This window comes from Gammaproteobacteria bacterium, from assembly GCA_029881255.1.
Lineage (GTDB): Bacteria > Pseudomonadota > Gammaproteobacteria > S012-40 > S012-40 > JAOUMY01.
On record JAOUMY010000001.1, the window covers coordinates 348,789 to 369,836 of the forward strand.

Below are 21,048 nucleotides of genomic sequence, written 5' to 3' on the forward strand. Positions count from 1 at the left end.
TACCCGAATTCAATTCATACAATATAGCCTAACTCATGACGGAACCAAATTCATGCAAACTCACTACGATCTAATCGCCATCGGCGCCGGTAGCGGCGGACTGTCAGTCGCGGAGAAGGCCGCGGCATTCGGAAAACGCTGCGCAATCATCGAGAAGGACACCGTTTTAGGTGGAACCTGCGTCAATCGAGGCTGTGTACCAAAAAAAGTCATGTGGTATGGCGCTGAGATGGCACAAGCCATAAGAAACGCCAGCGGCTACGGGTTCAAGGTTGAACAGAAGGGTTTCGACTGGAAGGCGCTGGTTGATAAACGAGAAAACTATATTCAAGGTATCAATAGCTGGTACCAATCCTGGTTCAAAGACTTGAACATTGACCTGATTGCAGGCACCGCCAGTTTTATCGATAACAACACCCTGGAAGTCAATGGCAAACGTTATACCGCGGATCACATCGTAATCAGCGTCGGTGGCGAACCAATGATACCCGAGATTGAAGGTGCCGAACTGGGCATTACTTCCGACGGTTTTTTTGAGCTACAGTCTCAGCCCGGCAACGTAGCGGTTATCGGCGCAGGTTATATCGCCGTCGAATTGGCTGGAGTGCTAAATGCTCTGGGCAGCGATGTCACTATGTTGCTACGTGGCCAACACCTGCTAGGGCGATTCGACTCCATGTTGCGCGACGTATTGATGGAGGAAATGGTCAACGCGGGCGTCAACATTCTCTCATGCATCCAGCTACAGGCGCTAAAAAAGGAAGCAAATGGCAAAATTACCTTAGTAGGCGCTAACAGCCTTACCCTTGGTGGTTTCGATACCGTTATTTGGGCTGTCGGTCGCAGACATCTCACCTATACGCTCAATTTAGAAAATACCGATGTCACAGTAGAACCTGACGGCACCATCCCAGTTGACGACTTCCAGAATACTAACGTTCCGCATATCTACGCGGTTGGCGATATCACTGGTCAGGCCGCGCTTACTCCAGTTGCTATTGCCGCAGGACGTCGCCTGGGCGAGCGCTTGTTTAATCAGCAACACGATCGCAAAGTTGATACCTCACTAGTGCCAACCGTCGTATTCAGTCACCCCCCCATCGGTACGATCGGTCTCAGTGAAGAAGATGCGCGCAAACAGCATGGGGAAGCAGTCAAGGTGTACCAGACTCGCTTCACCTCCATGCAACAAACCATGTTTGAACACAAACACGAAACAGCAATGAAATTAGTCACAGTCGGTGCACAGCAAAAAGTGATAGGTTGTCACATTATCGGACCCGCGAGTGACGAAATGTTACAAGGTTTTGCCGTTGCCATGCGCATGGGCGCTACAAAAAAGGATTTTGATGATACGATTGCCATTCACCCGACCAGCGCCGAAGAGCTGGTCACCATGCGATAAAGGGGAACATCAATGGCAGTACGTAGTTTTGACGGAATAACACCGGTGCTGGACGACGGTGTCTATGTGGACGAACAGGCCGCAGTCATTGGAGATGTACACATTGGTAAGGACTCCTCTATCTGGCCGATGGTTGCCCTACGCGGCGACGTGCAGTCGATTCGTATAGGTAAGCGCACAAATGTCCAGGACGGCTCGATTTTGCACGTCACCGCAGACAACGCCTTTAACCCCGGCGGTCATGCCTTGACGATCGGGGACGAAGTGACTGTTGGACATGCCGCAATTTTACACGCATGTACAGTCGAAGATCGCTGTCTGGTCGGTATGGGCGCTACAGTTCTCGATGGCGCAGTAGTAAAGACTAACACCATGGTGGCAGCCGGTGCTCTGGTGCCTCCTGGCAAGGTATTAGAAAGCGGTTTCCTGTATGTCGGTGCGCCGGTAAAACAGGCACGCGCTTTGTCGCAAAAAGAAATTGAATATCTGAGCTTTTCGGCTCAACATTATGTCGATTTAAAAAACCGGCACATGAAAGACCAATAAGCATTGTGCCGTTGAAATAGAGAGTTCGCGGGATAAACTGTCCCTAAGCGACCATACGTATTCCAACACCCTGAGTAGCATTTCATGCGCAAGATTATCCATGTCGATATGGATTGCTTCTATGCAGCAATCGAGGTTCGCGACAATCCCTCCCTGCTCGGGCGACCAGTAGCCGTTGGCGGGAGCCCGTCACAGCGGGGAGTCTTGTGCACATGTAATTATGAGGCACGGCGCTACGGCGTCAGATCGGGTATGGCCACGGCACAAGCACTCAAGCAGTGCCCAGAACTAATATTGTTGCCAGTGAATATGGATAAATACAAAAGGGTAGCAAGTGAAATACGCCGTATCTTTGAAAAATTTACTCATCGCATTGAACCACTTTCGCTGGACGAGGCCTATCTTGATGTCACGAATAACCCCTACTCAAACGGCAGTGCGACCTTAATCGCACAAACCATACGCGAAGAGATTTTTGGTAGCCAAAACTTGCGCGCGTCGGCCGGCATTGCGCCAAACAAATTTCTATCGAAGATCGCCAGTGACTGGAACAAACCAAACGGACAATTCGTGATCACTCCAGGTGAAGTAGACTACTTCGTCAAACAACTTCCAATAGAAAAAGTTCACGGTATAGGCAAAGTAACCGCCACTCGCCTACACCAGATGCGCATCAATACCTGCGGAGATCTACAGCGAGTCAGTGTCTATGATTTAGTCAAACAGTTCGGCGCCTTTGGACAAACGCTCTATCAATTATGTCGCGGCATAGATGACCGTGAAGTCGAGCCGTTCCGAGACCGGAAGTCATTAAGCGTAGAAGAGACCTACGCTCAGGACTTACACAGTGCAGACCAATGCATAAAGCAAATACCGGCTCTTTTTCAGGATTTCATGCAGCGCCTTCGGCAATGCAAGGACAAGGGGCCACGGGATATCAAAACTTTATTCGTTAAAATCAAATACGCAGACTTTTCTCAGACAACAGCGCAGGCGCCTGCGATGCATTTATGCGAGGATACATTTATCACGCTGTTTCAACAGCGCTATATCTACAATCCGCGACCAGTAAGACTGATTGGATTAGGCGTGCGTTTTCGCGACAAGAAGGAAGAAGAAGACAAACAGCTTGAGCTTGCATTTTGAAGACTACCAGTATCTACCAAAAATAGCTTAGCATCACACCAGTACTACTAGGCCCAATCAAGGAATAAGACCCATCACCTTGCGAAGTACCAATCATTAACAAAGAAGAACTCAGCAGAAAATGCTCGCCCAATTTTGCCTCAAACCCAAAACCAATGCCGAGGCTTAAAATATTTTGTGTTTCCCATATCTGCACATCTGCATCTTCATAATAAGAGTCATCGAAAGTATTTCTCATGCGAAACAACCAATATGGTCGGACTTTGGCTCTCGAAACATAAAGTCTGGCGTCCATCGTCAAATCAACCGTACTACTTGTACTCTGAATCCCTGATTCTTCTTGCTCATAGCCAGTTGTATCCACATTAAAGGAAAACATCATCAGGTCTGATGCACGATAGTGAACATAAAAATCAGGGAACACCAAATTATTCAATCCAATTCCGAAAGAATCTTTATCATCAGCCTGAACAGATGCAGCAGGGAACAAAAAGGCGAAAAGAAAAAGCTTTCTATAAAACAGAATTTTCGACATAAATCTCACCAGTAGTAGCTCATTCCGAAGCGCCAATAGGGAAATCGGTATGCATAACCCCCATCCAGCTTCACAATATAAATGGATGCAGCCCCTTCTATAGAGACACTTTCCGCCAGCATGTATTCGACACCATAGCGCCCGCCATAATTACCCAGATCATACGTCGGACGTGTACGTCCATTTACCGTTTCAAGACTAACAACGACTGAACTACCTAATTGAAAAAAATGACGAAACGGTGAAGTATTGAAATAGTAACGCACGCCCAGATCCATCACGCCATAGCTTGACTTCAGATCTGAAGTTAAACCACCGCCACCACCCGGTATCAACATCAGGTGCTCAGTTACAGCCCACTTCAGCTGCAGCCCGTATCCATTTTCAATAAACAAGGCATATGAACCTGGTGCTTCTTCCTCCTGTGCATATAACAGGGGTGACGTAACGAAGGAAAATAGAATAATAAATAATCGAGTGGGACTAAATTGCATCGGATAGACTTTTATTTATAGTTGGGTGGATATAGTCTAGTACGAATTTTATTCGATTCCAACAATAAACCACACTTCAAACAAAACTCTCTTTATGCCATTCACTACTTGCCTGCAGGGATGCGCTCCGCCGCTCCAGAAAGTGAGGACCAGCACCAAATCTCACCATCCCTCTAAAGCTGTATCCGATGCCTGCAAAAGGCAAATACTTGTCTGAATATCGGTAAAACGAACAACTGGTTCACCACTTGGAAAAATCATGCAAGGCTGTATGTTTCTAACCCAAATGGGCTATTTAGCAATACGCGCTCGCGTTTCGCCTTGGTTCACTAGCAGAATGGGAACTCAGTAGTAGCCAGAAGACTTCTGTGTTTTTTTTACACCGATCATGTAAATCAATGTAACAAATTTACAAATTTCCAACTGCCGCACATTACACCATTAATACATGCACGGATACCTCCGATATAGCAATACCCAACAACATATTTCCTCAGTATCGAGACACCCACTTGGAAAATAATGAACAATCAAACGACAGAGAAAACGGCTTACATCGCCTTTTGATAGAGCCGTTTCAACTCCTACCAAGCAAATCACAAAGATTTCAGGCCAAATTACTTGCCTCAATACTGGCAACTATATTCATCACGCAATTGGCGGTCATACTTGGAACCCGCATAGGCAACTCGCTTCCTACTATTGTCATTCAAATGATATTACCCATGTCATTCGCATGCTACCTCTTGGCAAGAACGCGATACTTTCAGCTTGGAGCGCTGCTTTGGGCAGCAACAAACTCTCTTGTTCTATTTTTGGTAACGTTAGATAGCCCGAACTGGAACTCCATGCATTTTGAATTTTACTATTTAAGCATCGGCATGTTGTTAGCAGCCATCGTGACTGGCCCGATACCGATATTTGTCATCGGCGCGATCAACATTACGGGTTTGTCTATTCTTGCCGCAACAAAGTCCGGATCAATAATTACCGAATCGGAGATGATTTTTCCGATACTATTTCAATTCATCATTACGCTACTCTTGGCAGGAAAAGTACATTATCAACGCCATGTAACCAAGCTCAATAATCTTGCGCTTACAAAACGTAGCGAACGAATCGACATGTTGATGAATTCGACCAGTGAAGCGATATATGGCGTTGACCTTGAAGGAAACTGCACCTTTGCCAATAATGCCTGCGCAAAACTTATTGGTTACAAGTCTCCAGACGCGCTGCTCGGCAAAAACATGCATAGACTCGTTCATCACTCCAAATCCGACGGCACGCCTATTCCGCTTCGAGATTGTCACATTCACGCCGCAACATTGAACGGACAAAGCTTGCAAACTGAAGAGTTATTTTGGAGACTTGACGGCACCAGTTTTCCCGTTCAGTTTTGTTCCAGTCCAATTTTTAGCAAAGACCAATTAGTTGGCTCAGTAGTAACACTAAGTGACATTAGTGACAAAAAGGCAATTAACAACGAACTAGAGCAAAGTCGCGCACGCTTTGAAGTCATTTTCGAATCTATTCCCGATAGCGTAATATTTGCCGACGAAAACCAGTCTATTCGACTGGTTAACAACGCTACAAAGGCATTATTTGGCTATACCAAAACAGATCTCATTGGCAAAAATCTCAACGAGTTTTTGTCGAATGCAGATACCTCAAGGCGTGATACGCTCAATAAATTTAGTCATCACACCAATACATTGTTTGCGACTTATCGTGCCAGTTATGCAAAACGGGATGGCAGCGTGTTCACCGCTGAAACAACCACAACTCCGATGCGCACATCAAGTGGCAAAAACATAGGACACATAACCTTAATCCGCGACGTTTCCGACCGCGCCTATATGGACAATGTTATGCACTCGTTGGCCAGCGGCAGAGGCGGAAGCAGCGTCAAACAGTTTTTGCAACAGTCTCTAGAGCAAATCAATAGTCTTTTTCATAGCCAGCTTGCCTATGTCGGTCGGTTCGAAAATGAGAACTCGAGCATCAGCATCAAGGCGGCTAAGGGAGAGGCAAACCTATCCTTGGAAATACAGGAGTTTCCAAGCGCAGGCTCGCCCGAACTGAATATTCTAGAGAGCCAGCAAAGCATATATTGCTCCGAGTCGAGTAAGAAATTTCCCGAAAGCCTCATTATGAGTCAATTTCATATCGAAGACTATTTCGCTACGCCGATCATATCCTCAGATGGCAACACTGTCGGCGTTCTGGCCATCGCAAGCCAAGGAGCGCTGCAATTGCCTGACTGGGGAGCAGCGGTGCTTGGTGTTTATGCGACTCGTATGTCCGTCGAAATGGAACGCTGTGCTGCGATTAGCGAATTGAAAGAACATCAAGATTTGCTCGAAACAAAGGTTAAGCAACGGACACAGCAGCTAGAGCATGCACAAGGGGAACTGTTACGCAGAGAAAAGCTTTCTACACTCGGTCAATTGACGGCAACAGTGTCACACGAATTGCGCAATCCGCTTGGCGCCATGCGGCCAGCTCTTTATTTACTCAACAAGAACCTCGATAAGGATAGCCAAAAACTACAAAAGGCCATCACGCTCATCAATAGGAATATTGACCGATGCGATCACATTGTCGATGAATTGCTTGATTTTACACGTACGGGAAATCTGCAAATTCATTCACACACTCTTGACCCGTGGGTAAGCAAACTAGTAAGCGAATTGACAGAAAATTCAGGAGTCGAACTTCACTGTTCACTCGGTTTTGCTGATGAAAAATTCTTTTTCGACGATGCCCGATTGCAACGCGCAATTATCAATATTGTAGAAAATGCGATACAGGCAATGACTACGTCTAGCAATACCGTAGAGAGAGCACCGACACTAAGCCTCATAACACGAGCAAAAGAAGATCGATTGGAAATTGTAGTCGCAGATAACGGCCCGGGAATGGACGAAAAAACCCGTTCGCGAATGTTTGAACCCCTTTTCTCTACGAAATCATTTGGCGTAGGTTTAGGAATGTCGATTGTGAAAAGTATAATGAATCAGCATCAAGGTGATATAGAAATTGAAACGCAACTGGGACAGGGAACTACGATTATTCTATGGATTCCGATGAGTTTTGCGAAAGCCGATGATATGCCAACAGGCTTAGCTAGTGGCAGCAACTAAAATATAGCCTCTAAATTAAAGACAGCGCCTTATTGCAAATATACGAAGAGTGATACGACACGGTCAGATACACCAGAAGTCATCTCTACTCACACAAGACTTTGTCGCACAGCATTTATTACGGATGCTGTTTGCGGGCGTTTTTTTCGCCAGATATAAAACGCTTCTGCAGCCTGTTCGACCAACATCCCTAAACCGTCTTTTACCGCAGGTGCGCCATGATTGCGAGACCATTGCATAAAAGGCGTATCCTGTTTGCCATACATCATGTCATAGCAAAGCGCGCCTTCGACGCATTTTACTGGCACAGGCGGTAACTCTCCCTGCAGGCTGGCGGAAGTCCCATTGATGACGATGTCAAAATTCTCCACGGGTATATTCTCGAAGCTATAGGCTTGCATACTTGAACGTGAGAACTCATTTACCAATTCCCTGGCACGGGACTCCGTTCTGTTCGCAATACAGATACACTCGGGAGATAACTCTAAAAAGGGTTCAAGTATGCCGCGTACGGCACCACCTGCCCCAAGAACAAGTATTCTCTTTGCCGTAATGGAATATCCAATGTTGTTTTGAATGTCGCGCACAATACCAATACCGTCTGTATTGTGCCCAACTATTTCACCGCTGGAGGAAAACTCTAATGTATTAACAGCACCCGCACGATGCGCGAAGTCACTATAGCGATTAGATAACTGCCATGCCTCAGTCTTAAAAGGCACCGTCACATTTAATCCTTTTCCACCATCTTTTTGAAAGGCACGCACCGCGGATGAAAAACTCTCAAGCGGCACAAGTATCGCTTCGTAGGTCAGGCTTTCTGAAGTTTGCTGCGCAAACAACGTATGGATCATCGGCGATTTACTGTGGGCAATGGGATTGCCCATAACCGCATACCGATCCATCTCAGCTAAAAATCGCTTTCAGAATAAAGAAGAAAGAAATTGCCAGGAAAGCTCCGGCCGGCAACGTTACTATCCACGACATAAAAATGGAACCGACAACCTGGAGATTTACCGCGCTCAAACCACGCGCTAAACCGACGCCAAGTACTGCGCCAACTAAGGTGTGAGTCGTGGATATGGGTAATCCCGTGCCAGACGCCAATACTACTGTCGTTGCAGCGGCAAGCGTGGCAGCAAATCCACGGCTGGGCGTCAAATCAGTGATGCCAGTTCCTACAGTTGCAATCACTTTGCGCCCATACATAGCCAGTCCCAACACGATTCCGACACCGCCGAGCCCGAGTACCCATAGCGGCATCGCCGACTGCTGAGCTACCTGGCCACCACTCTCAACTATTCCAACAATTGCGGCAACCGGACCGACGGCATTGGCAACGTCGTTAGAGCCGTGTGCAAAGGCCATCGCGCAGGCAGTAACCATCATGAGAACGCCGAAAACTTTTTCCACATTGGCGAAGTGAAATTTACGATCTGCCTGTAGATCTATATCAAGGCGACGAATAAAGAAGACACCGCCGACGCTAACCATTCCACCGATAACCATCGCAATTAAATAATTTTGCTCTAGCGTAGTTTCAAGACCAACGTGTTTGAGGCCTTTAAACAGCGTAACGAGTGCGACGATAAAGCCGACAAAGAACATATAGACAGGCACATAGCGTTTTGCGTTCTTTAAGGGGTTATCTGTATCAAGAATGAGTCGTTGTACACTCATAAACAAGAGAAAAGCAATCGTACCCGCTAGCAATGGCGATACTACCCAACTCGCTACGATTGAACCAACTTTGGCCCACTTCACTGCCTCAAAACCAATACCGACCGCTGCGAATCCAACGATCGCACCAACAATAGAATGTGTAGTAGAAACCGGCCACCCTTTCATAGAAGCAACCAGTAGCCATAGCCCGGCTGCGAGCAGGGAAGCAAGCATCCCGTACACGAGCAACTCAGGTGACGATGACATTAATTCAGAATCAACAATACCTTTGCGTATCGTTTTGGTAACCTGACCGCCCGCGAGAAAGGCTCCGAGGAATTCAAAGATCGCAGCGATGATAATCGCCTGTTTGATAGTCAGTGCACGCGAACCAACCGACGTTCCCATTGCATTTGCGACATCGTTTGCACCTATACCCCAAGCCATGAACAGCCCGAAAACAGCTGCCAGGATTAGAAAGACGGTTCCATACTCCATCACCATCTTCTTATCCTCCTATCTTGCCAACAACAACTGCAAGCGACTGCCTACACGCTGGGATATATCGGCCAGCTCACCCGTGCTTTCTATCACTTTATAGAAGAACATAACATCAACCGGCGGGAGCTCTTTTTCCATATCGAATAGCATCGCGCGAACACGTACTTCGATAGCATCGGTATCCGATTCAATCTCGTCGAGCTTTTTCAGCATATCCTGTACAAACTCAACTTCTTTACCACGAAAACCAGTCTCTACCAGTTCATCGAGTTCGTTGACTGTTTGTTCTGCCTGTACGGCAGTGTCCACGCAACGTTGAATGAATTGCAGCAGAATTTCATGCATGGACTCAGGAAATGTCATCTTGCGGCCGACAATCAGACCCGCAATATCTTTTGCTGTGTTTGCGATACGATCCTGCATGGCCAGCATCTCAAGCAAATCCCCCCGAGAGACCGGCAGCATAAGACTGTTAGGCAAATGCATACGCAAGTCTTTTTTCAGCTTGTCCGCTTCTCTTTCCTGTTTGGAAATTCTCTTTTGAACGGAATTAACCTGACGCCGATCACCGGCAATGACCGCTTCAAAGAGGCTGATAAGCTCCTTGGCGCAGCCAACGGATTTTTCCATGTGTTGCTGTATGGGTTTGACGGGGGATCGTCCGAATAGACGGTAGATATAATGACTGGACACCGATTTGTCCTCTCTATTTCTCTCTCAATTTGCGCGAAGTATAACGAATAATTCACGAAATGAAAGGCCAATTTTTAGAAAACTGGCAAATTGAGGACGCACCAGCTCAGAGCTGGTGCGTATCGGAAATCATGCCCAGGAGGACTGTTTACGCAGGCGCAACCTTGGGACAATCAGGCCAATTAGCACGCCGAGAATAATAACGCCAGCGCCTGTCATGAACCAATCGCGATCAGAAGCGCCTTTTAATGATTCGTTTTCGATCTTGAGATCTGCGATCTCTTTCGCCATCTCAGCATTCTTTGTCCGCAGCTCTTTGTTTTCACGATCGAGCTGAATAGGCCGTGCAGCAGCATCTTGTATTTCGGTGTTTTGTTTTTCCAGTTTGGAGGCGCGGGATTCCAAAGAACTCCGTTCTTTTTCTGTTTGGCTCAACTCACTTCGAGTGGAATCATATTTCTCTTTTAACTGGTTATAGTCATTTTGCAGACGGGACAAACGATTATTTGTCGATTCCAATATAATATTAGAGGTTGGATCATCGGTGATAAAACGCTCCTGCACCCAGCCTTCGGTACCGTCCTCAAGGCGAACCTGCGCATATTGATCGTCCTTCTCCATAAGCTCCATTTTGGTACCGCTTTTGAGCGTCTTGAGAATACGAAAGCTATCACCTTTACCTGTACGCAAAGTAATGTATAGCACATCAGATACATAAACCGACTTTGCCTCTGCAACCCCAGCAACGGCAAACAAAAATAAAATAGCAAACCAAGCCTGTTTCATCGTTAAAAACCCTAGCAACTCTTCTTCCTTGCGGATTCCATAATTTGTAGAACGTAACGCTCGAAAAAACAATACCTTAACATAACGACCGTCAAATTGTCTCAACTGGCACTTGCATACGCGCGAAAGAGGCGCAAAACACGGACGAGTTTACGGCAATGCATAAACCACACCGAATCACGTCGCTTCTTTAAAACAGAAGTTTAAATCCCACCAACAACAAGACCAGGCCCATTATACGCCGCAGGACTAGCGTGCTGAAACGCTTACCGAGCTTCGCGCCCCACCCTGCACAGAGAGTCGATGCAAGCCCAATCGGAATTGCCGCGGGAAAATACACATAGCCAAACAACAGCGCTGCTTCGTTAGATGAATTCAGAAAAACAAATCCCGCAGATCCTGTAATCGCAATGATCAAACCACAGGCGGCAGACGTTCCTATTGCCCGATGAATTCCAAAACCGCGCCAGTTCAGATAAGGCACCGTCATTGTGCCGCCACCTATTCCCAACATACTCGAAAGACTACCAATACCACTACCGACGGTAAACAACTCCCAAGTTCGACTCACTTCTGGCTTACCTGTGTCGACTGTCGAATTAACGACGTTGCGTAACAACTGCAATCCGATAATCAATTCGAAAATACCAAACAGTGTTTCTAATTGGCTACGCGGACTGTGTCCTGCGAGAAAAACACCAACAAAACTGCCAACAGCTATGCCAACACCAAGCACAGAGAAAGTTGCCCAGTGTAAATTTTTTTGTTGATAATGTTTCCAGGCTGACGCCATCGCGGTAGGAATCATCACTACCAAAGATGTCGCGACAGCGACATGCATGCGCTGTTCGTCGGGTATGTCGCTATATGGCAACAGCCACAGCAGTGCAGGTACTACGACTATTCCCCCACCCACTCCAAGCAGGCCCGCCAGGATTCCGGCCAGACCACCTACAATCAGGTAGCTGATTATATCAATGCTGGGAAATAACGTTTCCAGGAAAGTTTCCGTTTATTGCGAATAAGTCACTGTGTGTGAATATAGCAGGCCGTCAACAAATTCACGATTGAAGAGAAATTTTAGTACGGCTTCCGGTCCGGTACTGGAAGATTGAGAAACAATATCGCGGTTGATCGAACTGTAATACGCACGGACCTCCCAGGCGTCCAGGGCCGTACCGGCCGCAAAATTCCAACCTGGAAACCATTTATTGGTAAGTCCTACAACCGGTTCAAGCAGAAAACCGTCCCCCTTACCTTTTGCCTTCACCCAACCTGGCGTAACCAGCACATGCCACTCGACCTTGCTTACCTGGATTCCTCCACAACTGGGGCAGGGCACGCTATTGGAAGTCTTGCCCTTGAAAATCCAGTAGTACAAATTTGCATCCCCATAAACGCCATCGGTGGTTTTCGTCCAGCTAGCGCTAAGCGTTGTTCCTTCCGGATCGATAAGCGTTGTCGCCGCGGGTTGAGAAATCTCGGCTTGCGCAATATTCATATCAAGGCTTTTAGTCTTTTTAAATAATTGCACGACCTCGCGCGTAATTCGCCCCTGACTATCCTGCTGCCATGCTTTAGCGACATGCCCCTCTTTCTTTTTCTCGTACTCACGCGAATCCGAATACATTACATCTAGTGGAAACCCGTAGTACTGGAGATTATTTGTATTACTCTTTGCCAACAATAAAGTGGAGTTCAATTCACTGCGAAAACTGACGCTAAGCCCCGTACCCTGCCCGAAAGTCAGACCTTGCACGCTAAGACTGGCCGGAGTTGCGACGCCCACTGGCGCGGCAAGCCCCGCTTGTTGATTTTCAGAAAAGTCCAGATCTCTCCGCGCGGGTGGACGAGCAAGCCTTATTAATTCAAATTTGTGAAACCTTTTGGGCTGGATTGTCCCGTCCTCTTGCTCTAGTCCAACTATCCCAAGGATGTCGTATAGGCCATCAACATCTTCAAAAGCATAGGCCTCGTAGGCAAGCGTGCCGGAGTTAGCACCTAATGCCATCCACACTTTTTCCCCTGAGTTCAACGAAACCCCCGAGACTTCGCCATAGACTCCACCGAGCAAAATTGTAGACTCGGCTTTGCGACACTGGTGGCGGATGTCCCCTAATTCAGCCACTGTGGCCATATAAAAATACACCTTGTGCGGTGTATCCAGCTTGCTCGACGGACACACAAACATAGCTTCATAGGATCGGGATTTATCGTTCGCCAGCAATGACACAAAGTTAGGATTGAAAAGCGTGTTACCGGATACATCGACGCGCCAGTCTTTGTCGCCATCGCGAGTCGCAAATAAAACGGCATTGCTGCTGATTTGTACGTTTTTGCTGGAGTTTTTGGATGTAGGAGACTCCAAATTCAAGTCGCAAGCGCTCAGAACAAAGGCGCTAAGAAGAGTCAATAACAACAATATCAGTCTTGAATTCATATAGACGTTTTCGGCACTCCGCGCGGTTTCTCAAGATATTGCAACATCAGATTACCTGCTTTATCGACACAACATTGCCACAATGGCGCAATCCAGGCGGTGGCAATTTTTTCCACTATTATCGCTGGGCCATCAATCACTTGCCCCACAGCCAGGTGATCTCTTCTATACACCGGAACGGTATTATTCACCCCATAAACCGAACTATAGTCATCTATTTCAGCCCATTTCTTGTTGCTGGGAGTAGGAAAGATGATTTCTGGCTCCGGGCCTTTAATATGCGTTCGGATATTCAGTAATTCCACCGTTTCTTCCAGCTTATGACCGAATCGTTGCTCATGGGTTGCATGAAACAAGGCCAGAGTGTCTTCCAGCCCTTCCCAGCTCACCGTCAGGGTATATGACTGCCCTCGATATCGCATATCGACCAGGCGCTGGCAATCCAGCTGGATAGCCTCCAAACCTTCTGCTACCAACGCTTCTTTCCCAGTACTTTCCAGGCGCTCAAATTCCTTTTCCAGTACTGCCAGGTCCAAATTGCGCGCATTCTGGTTAATGGTATGCGAGTATTCACGAGCCCTTGGAGACACTAGCATACCTAATGCCGACAGCACGCCACCATTGCTCGGCACCATACCTCGCTTTATCCCCATAAGCTGAGCTATTTCGCATATATGCAAGCCCCCAGCTCCACCAAAACAGGTCAGCACGTATTGCCTGGGATCCTCTCCGCGCTGTACCGATATCACTCTCAAAGCCTGCGCCATATGTTCATTGGCAATTCGCAGAATGCCTTCACACAAGGTCTCGACAGTCATATTTGCCGCTTGCGCAAGTCGCTGGGCGGCCTGAATTGCGGCCTGTATATCCAGGCTCATGGCGCCACCAAGAAAGGCGTCAGCATGCAAGCGACCAAGAATTAGATTCGCATCAGTGACGGTGACGTGCTGACCTCCCTGACCATAACAGGCTGGGCCAGGGTTCGCGCCGGCCGATTCGGGACCGACCTGTAACATCCCGCCCTCATCCAACCAGGCGATGGACCCCCCACCCGCACCGATAGTGTGCATATCCACCATAGGTACAGCGACAGGGAAATCACCGATTCGACCCTCGTTGGTCAAACGTATATCACCATCGATCAGCGCGACATCTGTAGAGGTACCGCCCATATCAAAGGTCAGGAGACGAGTTTCTCCGCTCTGAAGCCCCATATATCTCGCCCCCCTCAGACCACCAGCAGGCCCGGACAAGAGCAATTGCACCGCCATACGGCCTGCATAGGAGGCGTCGATCGTCCCCCCGGAACTGCTCATTACCGATAACGAGGCTGAAGTCAGCCCCGCCGCCAGGCGTTGCAGATATCCCTGCATCAAAGGACCAGTATAGGCATTCAACCAAGTGGCAATACCCCGTTCATACTCGCGATATTCAGGGAGTACTTCCGAAGAACAACATACAAATGCCAGATCTTTAATATGCTCTTTAACGCGCATTTCAAAACGCGGATCGAGAAAGGCGAACAACAAATTGATGGCAACCGCCGCGGGTTTCAGTCGGATAATTTCGTTGCTGAGATGCTGTAATTGCTCATCAGACATATCCTCTACAAGCTCACCATGAGCACCAATTCTACCTCCACACTCCAAACACAATTCGTGCGCGACAGGTGAATTCACAGCAGATGGCTGAAGCTGGTAAAGCGATTTTCTGGCTTGGCGACCAATACGTAACACATCTGATAAACCGGTGTTGGCGATATAAACCGTACGCACACCTTTGCGCTCCAGAACGGCATTGGTCGCGACTGTGGACCCATGCACAACTGCAAGATCGTCAAAGTCGACACCCAGATCGCGAACCCCCTGCAATATCGCCACTTCGGGCGCATGCGGAGTAGAGAGCACCTTATGAGTGAATAGCTGTCCCTCGCGCCACAACACGAAATCAGTAAACGTACCGCCTGTATCAACACCTAGAATTTTCACGCCTTAGACAACTCTTCCCGGTTACACCCCTTAGCCATTGCAAGATACAAGGCCTTTTGAGCACATTCAATCAAAGTTGGCAGCGCCGCCTCCGCACAATGGTTTGATCACACACTGCTTGTGCCGATGTCTGCACCAATACCTGCGGCTTTTCGCAGCACCTTCGCCATCATTTGACCTGTATCCGATGACTGACAGCCGTGCGCCGATGTAGCATGAAGAATATCGTGGAATTGTGCCATTGTTTGTTCGGCTTCAGAATCCCGCCCTGACCACCCCTGTCAGAGGTAGATTTTTTTTCATTGAAGCGTAATTTTGTATAGTATTGTAGCGATATTATCCTGATTTTTTACGAAGTGGCTTTACATAATATCGGCCTGAAAGCTGCATTGTCGATAACCACCAATTCAATAACACTTGTTTGTAATCGTTTTTGTAAAAACGACTTCCAAAAACTTCAAACGGGAAAAATGCCCCAGCAACATGAGTGATGAGATCTTAATTCGCGCGCAGCAAATCACCCGACGTTATGGCCATATCGTCGCGATCGATAATATCAGTTTCGAGGTGCGCCGCGGCGAAGTGGTAGGTTTTTTGGGCCCCAATGGCGCGGGCAAATCCACCACGATGAAAATCATTACCGGAAACCTGGCACCGACTTTTGGCAGTGTTGAAATCAATGGCTACGACATCATCGAGCATCCAAAAGAGGCAAAAGCGGCTCTTGGCTATTTACCCGAAACACCGCCGTTGTATAAGGATTCCACAGTAAACGAGTACCTGCGCTTCTGCGCCAGACTCAACCACATTCCGCGCCCGCGCATAAAACAAACAATAGATACTGCACGAGAACGTTGCGGTTTAGCCGATGTAGGGAAACGCCTGATCGGCTCACTTTCCAAGGGTTACCAGCAAAGAGTGGGAATTGCTCAAGCTATTATTCATTCGCCGTCAGTGGTTATACTTGATGAGCCCACTGTTGGCCTTGATCCAATTCAAATACGCCAGATTCGTACGTTGATACGCGAATTGGGCAAGGATCACAGTGTTATTTTATCCACGCATATTTTGCCGGAAGTACAAAGCATATGTGATCGGGTTAAAATCATACACAAAGGTAAAATCGTACTCTCAGAAACCATGCATAGCCTCAATCAGAAAATTCAATCCTCTCAAACTCTGATTGCGCTTACCTCTCCGCCGCAACACTTCGATGAGCTTACGAAGATTGCAGGCGTAGAGCAGATAGAAACAATCGACCATCAGCATTACAAAATTCATCATCACCCCGACCACAACCCGGCAAACGCGATTGTTGCCCTTTCAGTGCAAAACAACTGGGGACTCTATGAGTTGATACCGCACAAAATGTCGCTGGAAGATGTTTTTGTCGATATTACTCAGCAGGAAGAGGTACTGGAGTAATGTTTACGATTGCCGCCAGAGAATTCCGCTGCTTGTTTCAAACTCCCTTAGCCTGGGCAATACTCGCAGTGTGCGAGTTTATCGTGGCCTATTTATTTCTGGGACAAGTCGAACTCTTTTTGCAGCTACAAAGCCAGATGTCGGCATTACAGAACTCTCCTGGAGTCACTGAATTTATCGCTGTTCCAACGTTTGCCAATGCCGCTGTGATTATTTTACTCATCATCCCACTATTGACCATGCGTTTGGTTAGCGAAGAAAGACGCAATCAGACTCTACCACTATTATTCAGCGCGCCGGTCTCTATGCTGGAAATCGTACTCGGTAAATTCCTTGGTGTAATGGGTTTTCTGGCAGTGTTAGTTTTACTGATTTTACTCTTACCCTTGTCACTATTGTTAGGCAGCGGCCTTGATTTTGGACGTCTATGGGGCGCTTTGTTCGGCCTCGTTTTGATGATATCCAGTTTCTCTGCACTTGGCCTGTATCTATCAACTCTCTGTCAGCAGCCTTCTTTAGCCGCCGTACTTAGTTTTGGCGCCCTGGTTTTATTATGGATAGTAGAACTGGCAGGGAATTTTTTCGAGCAGGGGCGCCTGCTTTTTGAATATCTTTCTCTGCTGCAACACTACCAGATGATGCTACAAGGCATTTTCCGAAGCAGCGACCTGGTGTATTACTGTTTATTTACCGCTTTATTTCTACTTCTGAGCTACCGTCGGCTGGATGCCGATCGTTTACAACTATAGGGAAATATTGTGCAGATAAATCCTAAAGTCAGACGCCGGTTACAAATTCAGAAAAGCATATTTCTGTTTTTAGTAGGCCTCATCATTATTAGCCTTGCCTGGCTAAGCAAAATCTACGAATTTCAGTCTGATTGGACACACAGCTTAAAAAACACCCCGTCTCGCATGGTGCTCGGAGTATTGGGAAATGCTCACGGACCGATAACCGTGACTGCATTTATTAGCGAAAGCAATAGCGAATTAAGAAAAAGCGTTACCCAGGATATCGAGTTTTTTAGGCGTTATAAAAATGATTTCGTCTTAAAATTCGTCGACCCGATCACCGATCCTGGACTGGCTCGCGAGCAGAATATTAATGCCGAGGGCGAACTGGTAATTGAATACGAGCAACGTAGCGAAAAATTACGCCAACTCGATGAACAGACTGTAGCTAATGCAATACAACGTCTTCTTAGAAACGAGAAAAGCTGGATCACATTTCTAGAGGGTCATGGCGAACGCTCGCCCTTTTCCGATGGAAACCTGGAATACAGCGTACTGAGACAGCAACTCGAGACTAAAGGCTTTAACGTCCGAACAATTAATCTGGCCAGCCAGGCCAACATTCCGGACGACACATCCACCCTGGTAATTGCAGACCCGCAAAACAATCTGCTGGACGGTGAAATACAACTGATTCAGGAATATGTAGACGCGGGCAAAAACCTGTTGTGGTTAAACGAGCCACACACCGCAGTAAACCTTGAATCTTTAGCTGAACAACTTGGCATCGAAATACTTCCCGGAATGATTGTTGATTTTAGTAGCCAATTATTAGGAATATCAGATCCGCGCTTTGTTATGATTCCGGAGTATCCCACTCACCCTATCACTAATAATTTTCAGACCGTCACATTATTTCCAACCGCTGTCGGAATGGAATACCTTGAGGCAGGCGACTGGGACACAAGCACGTTGCTGGAAACACTTCCGCGTAGCTGGATAGAAACTGAGGAACTCAACCCCAACGATGAGATCACCATGGATGCAGGCATTGATACGCCTGGCCCTATCAGTTTGGGACTCGCCGTAACCCGCTTTATTGGGCAGGGAAATTTGGGCGAGGCTGAACGTGACCCGTTGGAAACTGGTCAGAGTGAACTCGATATGGAAGAGCAAGAAATCAGCGCAGAACATCAGCAGCGGATTATTGTGATCGGCGATGCCGATTTTATTGCGGACGCTTATATCGGTGAAGCAGGAAACCTCGACCTGATTTTAAACACTTTTAGTTGGCTCACAAAAGACGACGCCATGATCAATATCCCTGCCAGATCACTGGTTGATAAACAACTGAATCTTAGTTTATCCAAACAACTTTTTATCACCATAAGCTTTCTTGTTATCGTCCCTTTAACTTTAATCGCTTTTGGCGTGACAATTTGGATTAGAAGACGCAGAACATAATGAAGAAAAATATGATTATAAATATTACTCTGGCTGTAGCTGCATTCACCCTAATCGTAAGCATTTATCTAAGCCGTGACCAAAACCCAGCAAGCACGGTTCAAACTAAGGATTTTTCGTTCAAGTCAGCACCCTCGGTCATCAATATTACCCGCCTGGGCGAATCCAATGTACAACTCAAACTAAGTCCCACTGGTTGGCTGTTAAACCATAACACCATCGATAAATTGTGGGTCAGGGCCAACCATTGGAAAGTGGAACAAATCGTCAATTCACCGCAAAACTTCGCTGCAATCTACGTCGCACCAGCAAATACACCTGAAAAGTACGGCATGAAGAATCCGATCGTCACGTTGACTCTTGGCGGCCTACACGTCGTATTTGGTGACACAGACCCAATCAAGAAGAGGCGCTATGTGTTAATTGAAGAATCAATCTACACTATTAATGATGATATTTATCAACACCTGATCTCAGACTACTATAGTTTTATTGATAACTTTGTCCTTCCACAGACAGCAAAAATAACAGGGATAGATACGCAACGCTATAAACTGCAGCAAGACAAAAACGGCAAGTGGAAATCTAGTTTTACCAACCCGTCAACCGCTGATCATATCCAGAAGCTATTAGATGAATGGAGCAACCTAACGGCGCTCAATGTTCAAAAAATTTCTGAAGGCTTATTCAAAGAATCAGTTACCATACGCTTTGGCGACGGTACAGACATAGCTATCCGCGTCTCTCAAGAGGAAAAGCAATTTCGCATGCAAAACCTGAAAACACAGTTTGAATACAACATAAACCCCGAAACGTATCAGCGTTTATTTCCTGAAAAATTAAATTAATGCCTGAATTACCTGAAGTCGAAACAACCGTGCGCGGAATTGCTCCGCATATTTCAAACCAGCGCATATCTGATGTCGTGGTAAGGCAAACCAAGTTACGCTATCCGGTGCCCGACATTCTTCACACAACACTTAGGCGCCAAATCCTGACCAGCGTCTCTCGACGCGCTAAATATCTGCTATTGCACTTCGAAAACGGTACGATGATTATCCACCTTGGTATGTCCGGTAGTTTACGCATATTGACCAGCGATCAGGGACCGGGCAAACACGACCATGTCGACTTAATATTTGAGAATGGCAAGATCTTGCGCTATCGGGATCCCCGCCGCTTCGGCATGATAGATTGGACGGATCAATCACCTGAATCCTACCACCTACTTTCAAAGCTAGGACCCGAACCATTTGATGTCGATTTTAACGGAGGGTATTTGTTTCAGCTTTCAAGGAAACGCAGCATACCTGTAAAACAGCTGGTCATGGACAATCATGTCGTCGTTGGCGTAGGAAATATTTACGCCAGCGAATCATTATTTCTTAGTGGAATAAGACCAGGCAGACGAGCAAACCGAGTCACTCAGACTGAGTTCGATACCCTGGCACGTAATATCGTGCAGGTACTTCAACAGGCGATTACCCAAGGCGGAACGACCTTAAAAGATTTTACCAACAGTGATGGCAGGCCCGGATACTTTGCACAGTCATTAAATGTTTATGGCCGTGCAGGTGAACCATGTACGACATGTGGCTCGGAGATCAAATCAAAGACTATCGCTCAGCGAAACAGTTTCTACTGCCCAAGGTGTCAAACTTGAACGTCGTCTCGCACCGGCAGTCGTGATATGAAAAACAGGGAAATACTCGCCATCATCAGTAGTACCGCTTTTAGCCAAATATATGGGGCAAAAAATATGATGGTAACGCCAAAGCTTAATATAACTAAAACTATCGCGGTTTTTTTACTTTTCGATGGGATGGATTTAGTTTCCCGCCATTGGCGAATAGACGGACCAAACCAACGATTTTCCAATAACCACCAGTAAAATCGTTCTGAGCTGCGCGCATAGCAAGCTGCAGCCAATAGAAGAAAAGGCGTGGTTGGCAAACCAGGCACTACGATACCTATTATGCCCAGCCCAACGAAAATCGTACCCGCAACGAGTAATAAGATTCGAAGCGCTGACGATCGCACTATTCGGGCAGTATGACTATAATCTTCGCTCATCATCTTAACGTGT

General features: G+C 46.9%; 20 protein-coding genes. 9 read left to right on the top strand and 11 right to left on the bottom strand.

Annotated features, from left to right (window positions below):
* Positions 1 to 52: 52 nt before the first annotated feature.
* The 3 genes from gorA to dinB all read left to right on the top strand — a co-directional run bounded on the left by gorA (position 53) and on the right by dinB (position 3,097).
* Positions 53 to 1,405, top strand: coding sequence for a glutathione-disulfide reductase (gorA, locus tag OEZ43_01540; protein MDH5544241.1), 1,353 nt, complete (start codon positions 53 to 55; stop codon positions 1,403 to 1,405).
* A gap of 12 nt (positions 1,406 to 1,417) precedes the next feature.
* Complete coding sequence (locus OEZ43_01545; protein MDH5544242.1) at positions 1,418 to 1,951, top strand: gamma carbonic anhydrase family protein; 534 nt, start codon at positions 1,418 to 1,420, stop codon at positions 1,949 to 1,951.
* Positions 1,952 to 2,035: 84 nt separating this feature from the next.
* A complete protein-coding gene (gene dinB, locus OEZ43_01550; GenBank protein MDH5544243.1) occupies positions 2,036 to 3,097 on the top strand; it encodes a DNA polymerase IV in 1,062 nt (353 codons plus the stop codon).
* Between the two features lie 13 nt (positions 3,098 to 3,110).
* Here dinB and OEZ43_01555 read toward each other — a convergent pair whose 3' ends face one another.
* Entirely contained in the window at positions 3,111 to 3,632 is a 522-nt protein-coding gene (locus OEZ43_01555) for a hypothetical protein (GenBank protein ID MDH5544244.1), read from the bottom strand.
* Positions 3,633 to 3,637: 5 nt separating this feature from the next.
* On the bottom strand, positions 3,638 to 4,126 hold the full coding sequence (locus tag OEZ43_01560; protein MDH5544245.1) for a hypothetical protein: 489 nt from the start codon (positions 4,124 to 4,126) through the stop codon (positions 3,638 to 3,640).
* 848 nt (positions 4,127 to 4,974) lie between these two features.
* Between OEZ43_01560 and OEZ43_01565 the strand changes: the two genes are divergently transcribed.
* The gene (locus OEZ43_01565; GenBank protein ID MDH5544246.1) at positions 4,975 to 7,272 is read left to right on the top strand and encodes a PAS domain S-box protein; all 2,298 of its coding nucleotides are present in this window, start codon (positions 4,975 to 4,977) and stop codon (positions 7,270 to 7,272) included.
* Positions 7,273 to 7,361: 89 nt separating this feature from the next.
* On the opposite strand, the gene aroE is transcribed toward OEZ43_01565, so the two are convergent.
* From aroE to OEZ43_01605, 8 genes are all read right to left on the bottom strand, one after another.
* Positions 7,362 to 8,177 carry a shikimate dehydrogenase gene (aroE, locus tag OEZ43_01570; GenBank protein ID MDH5544247.1) on the bottom strand — a complete coding sequence of 272 codons (816 nt, stop codon included), beginning with the start codon at positions 8,175 to 8,177 and terminating at the stop codon, positions 7,362 to 7,364.
* A 1-nt stretch (position 8,178) separates the two neighbouring features.
* On the bottom strand, positions 8,179 to 9,438 hold the full coding sequence (locus OEZ43_01575; protein ID MDH5544248.1) for an inorganic phosphate transporter: 1,260 nt from the start codon (positions 9,436 to 9,438) through the stop codon (positions 8,179 to 8,181).
* Positions 9,439 to 9,450: 12 nt separating this feature from the next.
* On the bottom strand, positions 9,451 to 10,128 hold the full coding sequence (locus OEZ43_01580) for a TIGR00153 family protein (GenBank protein MDH5544249.1): 678 nt from the start codon (positions 10,126 to 10,128) through the stop codon (positions 9,451 to 9,453).
* Positions 10,129 to 10,257: 129 nt separating this feature from the next.
* A complete protein-coding gene (locus OEZ43_01585; protein ID MDH5544250.1) occupies positions 10,258 to 10,914 on the bottom strand; it encodes a TIGR04211 family SH3 domain-containing protein in 657 nt (218 codons plus the stop codon).
* A gap of 190 nt (positions 10,915 to 11,104) precedes the next feature.
* Positions 11,105 to 11,872 (bottom strand): sulfite exporter TauE/SafE family protein, encoded by a 768-nt coding sequence (locus OEZ43_01590; protein MDH5544251.1) that lies wholly within the window; start codon positions 11,870 to 11,872, stop codon positions 11,105 to 11,107.
* Positions 11,873 to 11,926: 54 nt separating this feature from the next.
* Entirely contained in the window at positions 11,927 to 13,354 is a 1,428-nt protein-coding gene (locus OEZ43_01595) for a hypothetical protein (GenBank protein ID MDH5544252.1), read from the bottom strand.
* A complete protein-coding gene (locus OEZ43_01600) occupies positions 13,351 to 15,342 on the bottom strand; it encodes a hydantoinase/oxoprolinase family protein (protein ID MDH5544253.1) in 1,992 nt (663 codons plus the stop codon). The genes OEZ43_01595 and OEZ43_01600 overlap by 4 nt, the downstream gene beginning before the upstream one ends.
* Before the next feature lie 107 nt (positions 15,343 to 15,449).
* Positions 15,450 to 15,584: a hypothetical protein gene (locus OEZ43_01605; GenBank protein ID MDH5544254.1), complete on the bottom strand. Its 135-nt coding sequence runs from the start codon at positions 15,582 to 15,584 to the stop codon at positions 15,450 to 15,452.
* Between the two features lie 241 nt (positions 15,585 to 15,825).
* Between OEZ43_01605 and OEZ43_01610 the strand changes: the two genes are divergently transcribed.
* The 5 genes from OEZ43_01610 to mutM are packed head-to-tail and all read left to right on the top strand — an operon-like array spanning position 15,826 to position 20,625.
* Positions 15,826 to 16,767: an ABC transporter ATP-binding protein gene (locus tag OEZ43_01610; GenBank protein MDH5544255.1), complete on the top strand. Its 942-nt coding sequence runs from the start codon at positions 15,826 to 15,828 to the stop codon at positions 16,765 to 16,767.
* Positions 16,767 to 17,516: an ABC transporter permease subunit gene (locus tag OEZ43_01615; GenBank protein ID MDH5544256.1), complete on the top strand. Its 750-nt coding sequence runs from the start codon at positions 16,767 to 16,769 to the stop codon at positions 17,514 to 17,516. Before OEZ43_01610 ends, OEZ43_01615 begins: the two co-directional genes overlap by 1 nt.
* Before the next feature lie 9 nt (positions 17,517 to 17,525).
* Positions 17,526 to 18,962, top strand: coding sequence for a GldG family protein (locus OEZ43_01620; protein MDH5544257.1), 1,437 nt, complete (start codon positions 17,526 to 17,528; stop codon positions 18,960 to 18,962).
* Positions 18,962 to 19,810: a DUF4340 domain-containing protein gene (locus OEZ43_01625; protein MDH5544258.1), complete on the top strand. Its 849-nt coding sequence runs from the start codon at positions 18,962 to 18,964 to the stop codon at positions 19,808 to 19,810. Before OEZ43_01620 ends, OEZ43_01625 begins: the two co-directional genes overlap by 1 nt.
* Positions 19,810 to 20,625, top strand: a complete 816-nt coding sequence (mutM, locus tag OEZ43_01630) for a bifunctional DNA-formamidopyrimidine glycosylase/DNA-(apurinic or apyrimidinic site) lyase (protein MDH5544259.1) — start codon at positions 19,810 to 19,812, stop codon at positions 20,623 to 20,625. Before OEZ43_01625 ends, mutM begins: the two co-directional genes overlap by 1 nt.
* Here mutM and OEZ43_01635 read toward each other — a convergent pair.
* Entirely contained in the window at positions 20,616 to 21,038 is a 423-nt protein-coding gene (locus OEZ43_01635; protein ID MDH5544260.1) for a YbaN family protein, read from the bottom strand. The genes mutM and OEZ43_01635 overlap by 10 nt on opposite strands.
* Positions 21,039 to 21,048 lie beyond the last annotated feature (10 nt).

What these genes read in the sequence shown, in the direction of transcription:
- mutM (MDH5544259.1), top strand. Translation starts at nt 19,810, where the DNA reads ATGCCTGAATTACCTGAAGTCGAAACAACCGTGCGCGGAATTGCTCCG.
- aroE (MDH5544247.1), bottom strand. Translation starts at nt 8,177, where the DNA reads ATGGATCGGTATGCGGTTATGGGCAATCCCATTGCCCACAGTAAATCG.
- OEZ43_01585 (MDH5544250.1), bottom strand. Translation starts at nt 10,914, where the DNA reads ATGAAACAGGCTTGGTTTGCTATTTTATTTTTGTTTGCCGTTGCTGGG.
- OEZ43_01560 (MDH5544245.1), bottom strand. Translation starts at nt 4,126, where the DNA reads ATGCAATTTAGTCCCACTCGATTATTTATTATTCTATTTTCCTTCGTT.
- OEZ43_01575 (MDH5544248.1), bottom strand. Translation starts at nt 9,438, where the DNA reads ATGGTGATGGAGTATGGAACCGTCTTTCTAATCCTGGCAGCTGTTTTC.
- OEZ43_01610 (MDH5544255.1), top strand. Translation starts at nt 15,826, where the DNA reads ATGAGTGATGAGATCTTAATTCGCGCGCAGCAAATCACCCGACGTTAT.
- OEZ43_01545 (MDH5544242.1), top strand. Translation starts at nt 1,418, where the DNA reads ATGGCAGTACGTAGTTTTGACGGAATAACACCGGTGCTGGACGACGGT.
- OEZ43_01605 (MDH5544254.1), bottom strand. Translation starts at nt 15,584, where the DNA reads ATGGCACAATTCCACGATATTCTTCATGCTACATCGGCGCACGGCTGT.
- OEZ43_01595 (MDH5544252.1), bottom strand. Translation starts at nt 13,354, where the DNA reads ATGAATTCAAGACTGATATTGTTGTTATTGACTCTTCTTAGCGCCTTT.
- OEZ43_01565 (MDH5544246.1), top strand. Translation starts at nt 4,975, where the DNA reads ATGCATTTTGAATTTTACTATTTAAGCATCGGCATGTTGTTAGCAGCC.
- dinB (MDH5544243.1), top strand. Translation starts at nt 2,036, where the DNA reads ATGCGCAAGATTATCCATGTCGATATGGATTGCTTCTATGCAGCAATC.
- OEZ43_01615 (MDH5544256.1), top strand. Translation starts at nt 16,767, where the DNA reads ATGTTTACGATTGCCGCCAGAGAATTCCGCTGCTTGTTTCAAACTCCC.
- OEZ43_01635 (MDH5544260.1), bottom strand. Translation starts at nt 21,038, where the DNA reads ATGATGAGCGAAGATTATAGTCATACTGCCCGAATAGTGCGATCGTCA.
- OEZ43_01625 (MDH5544258.1), top strand. Translation starts at nt 18,962, where the DNA reads ATGAAGAAAAATATGATTATAAATATTACTCTGGCTGTAGCTGCATTC.
- OEZ43_01555 (MDH5544244.1), bottom strand. Translation starts at nt 3,632, where the DNA reads ATGTCGAAAATTCTGTTTTATAGAAAGCTTTTTCTTTTCGCCTTTTTG.
- gorA (MDH5544241.1), top strand. Translation starts at nt 53, where the DNA reads ATGCAAACTCACTACGATCTAATCGCCATCGGCGCCGGTAGCGGCGGA.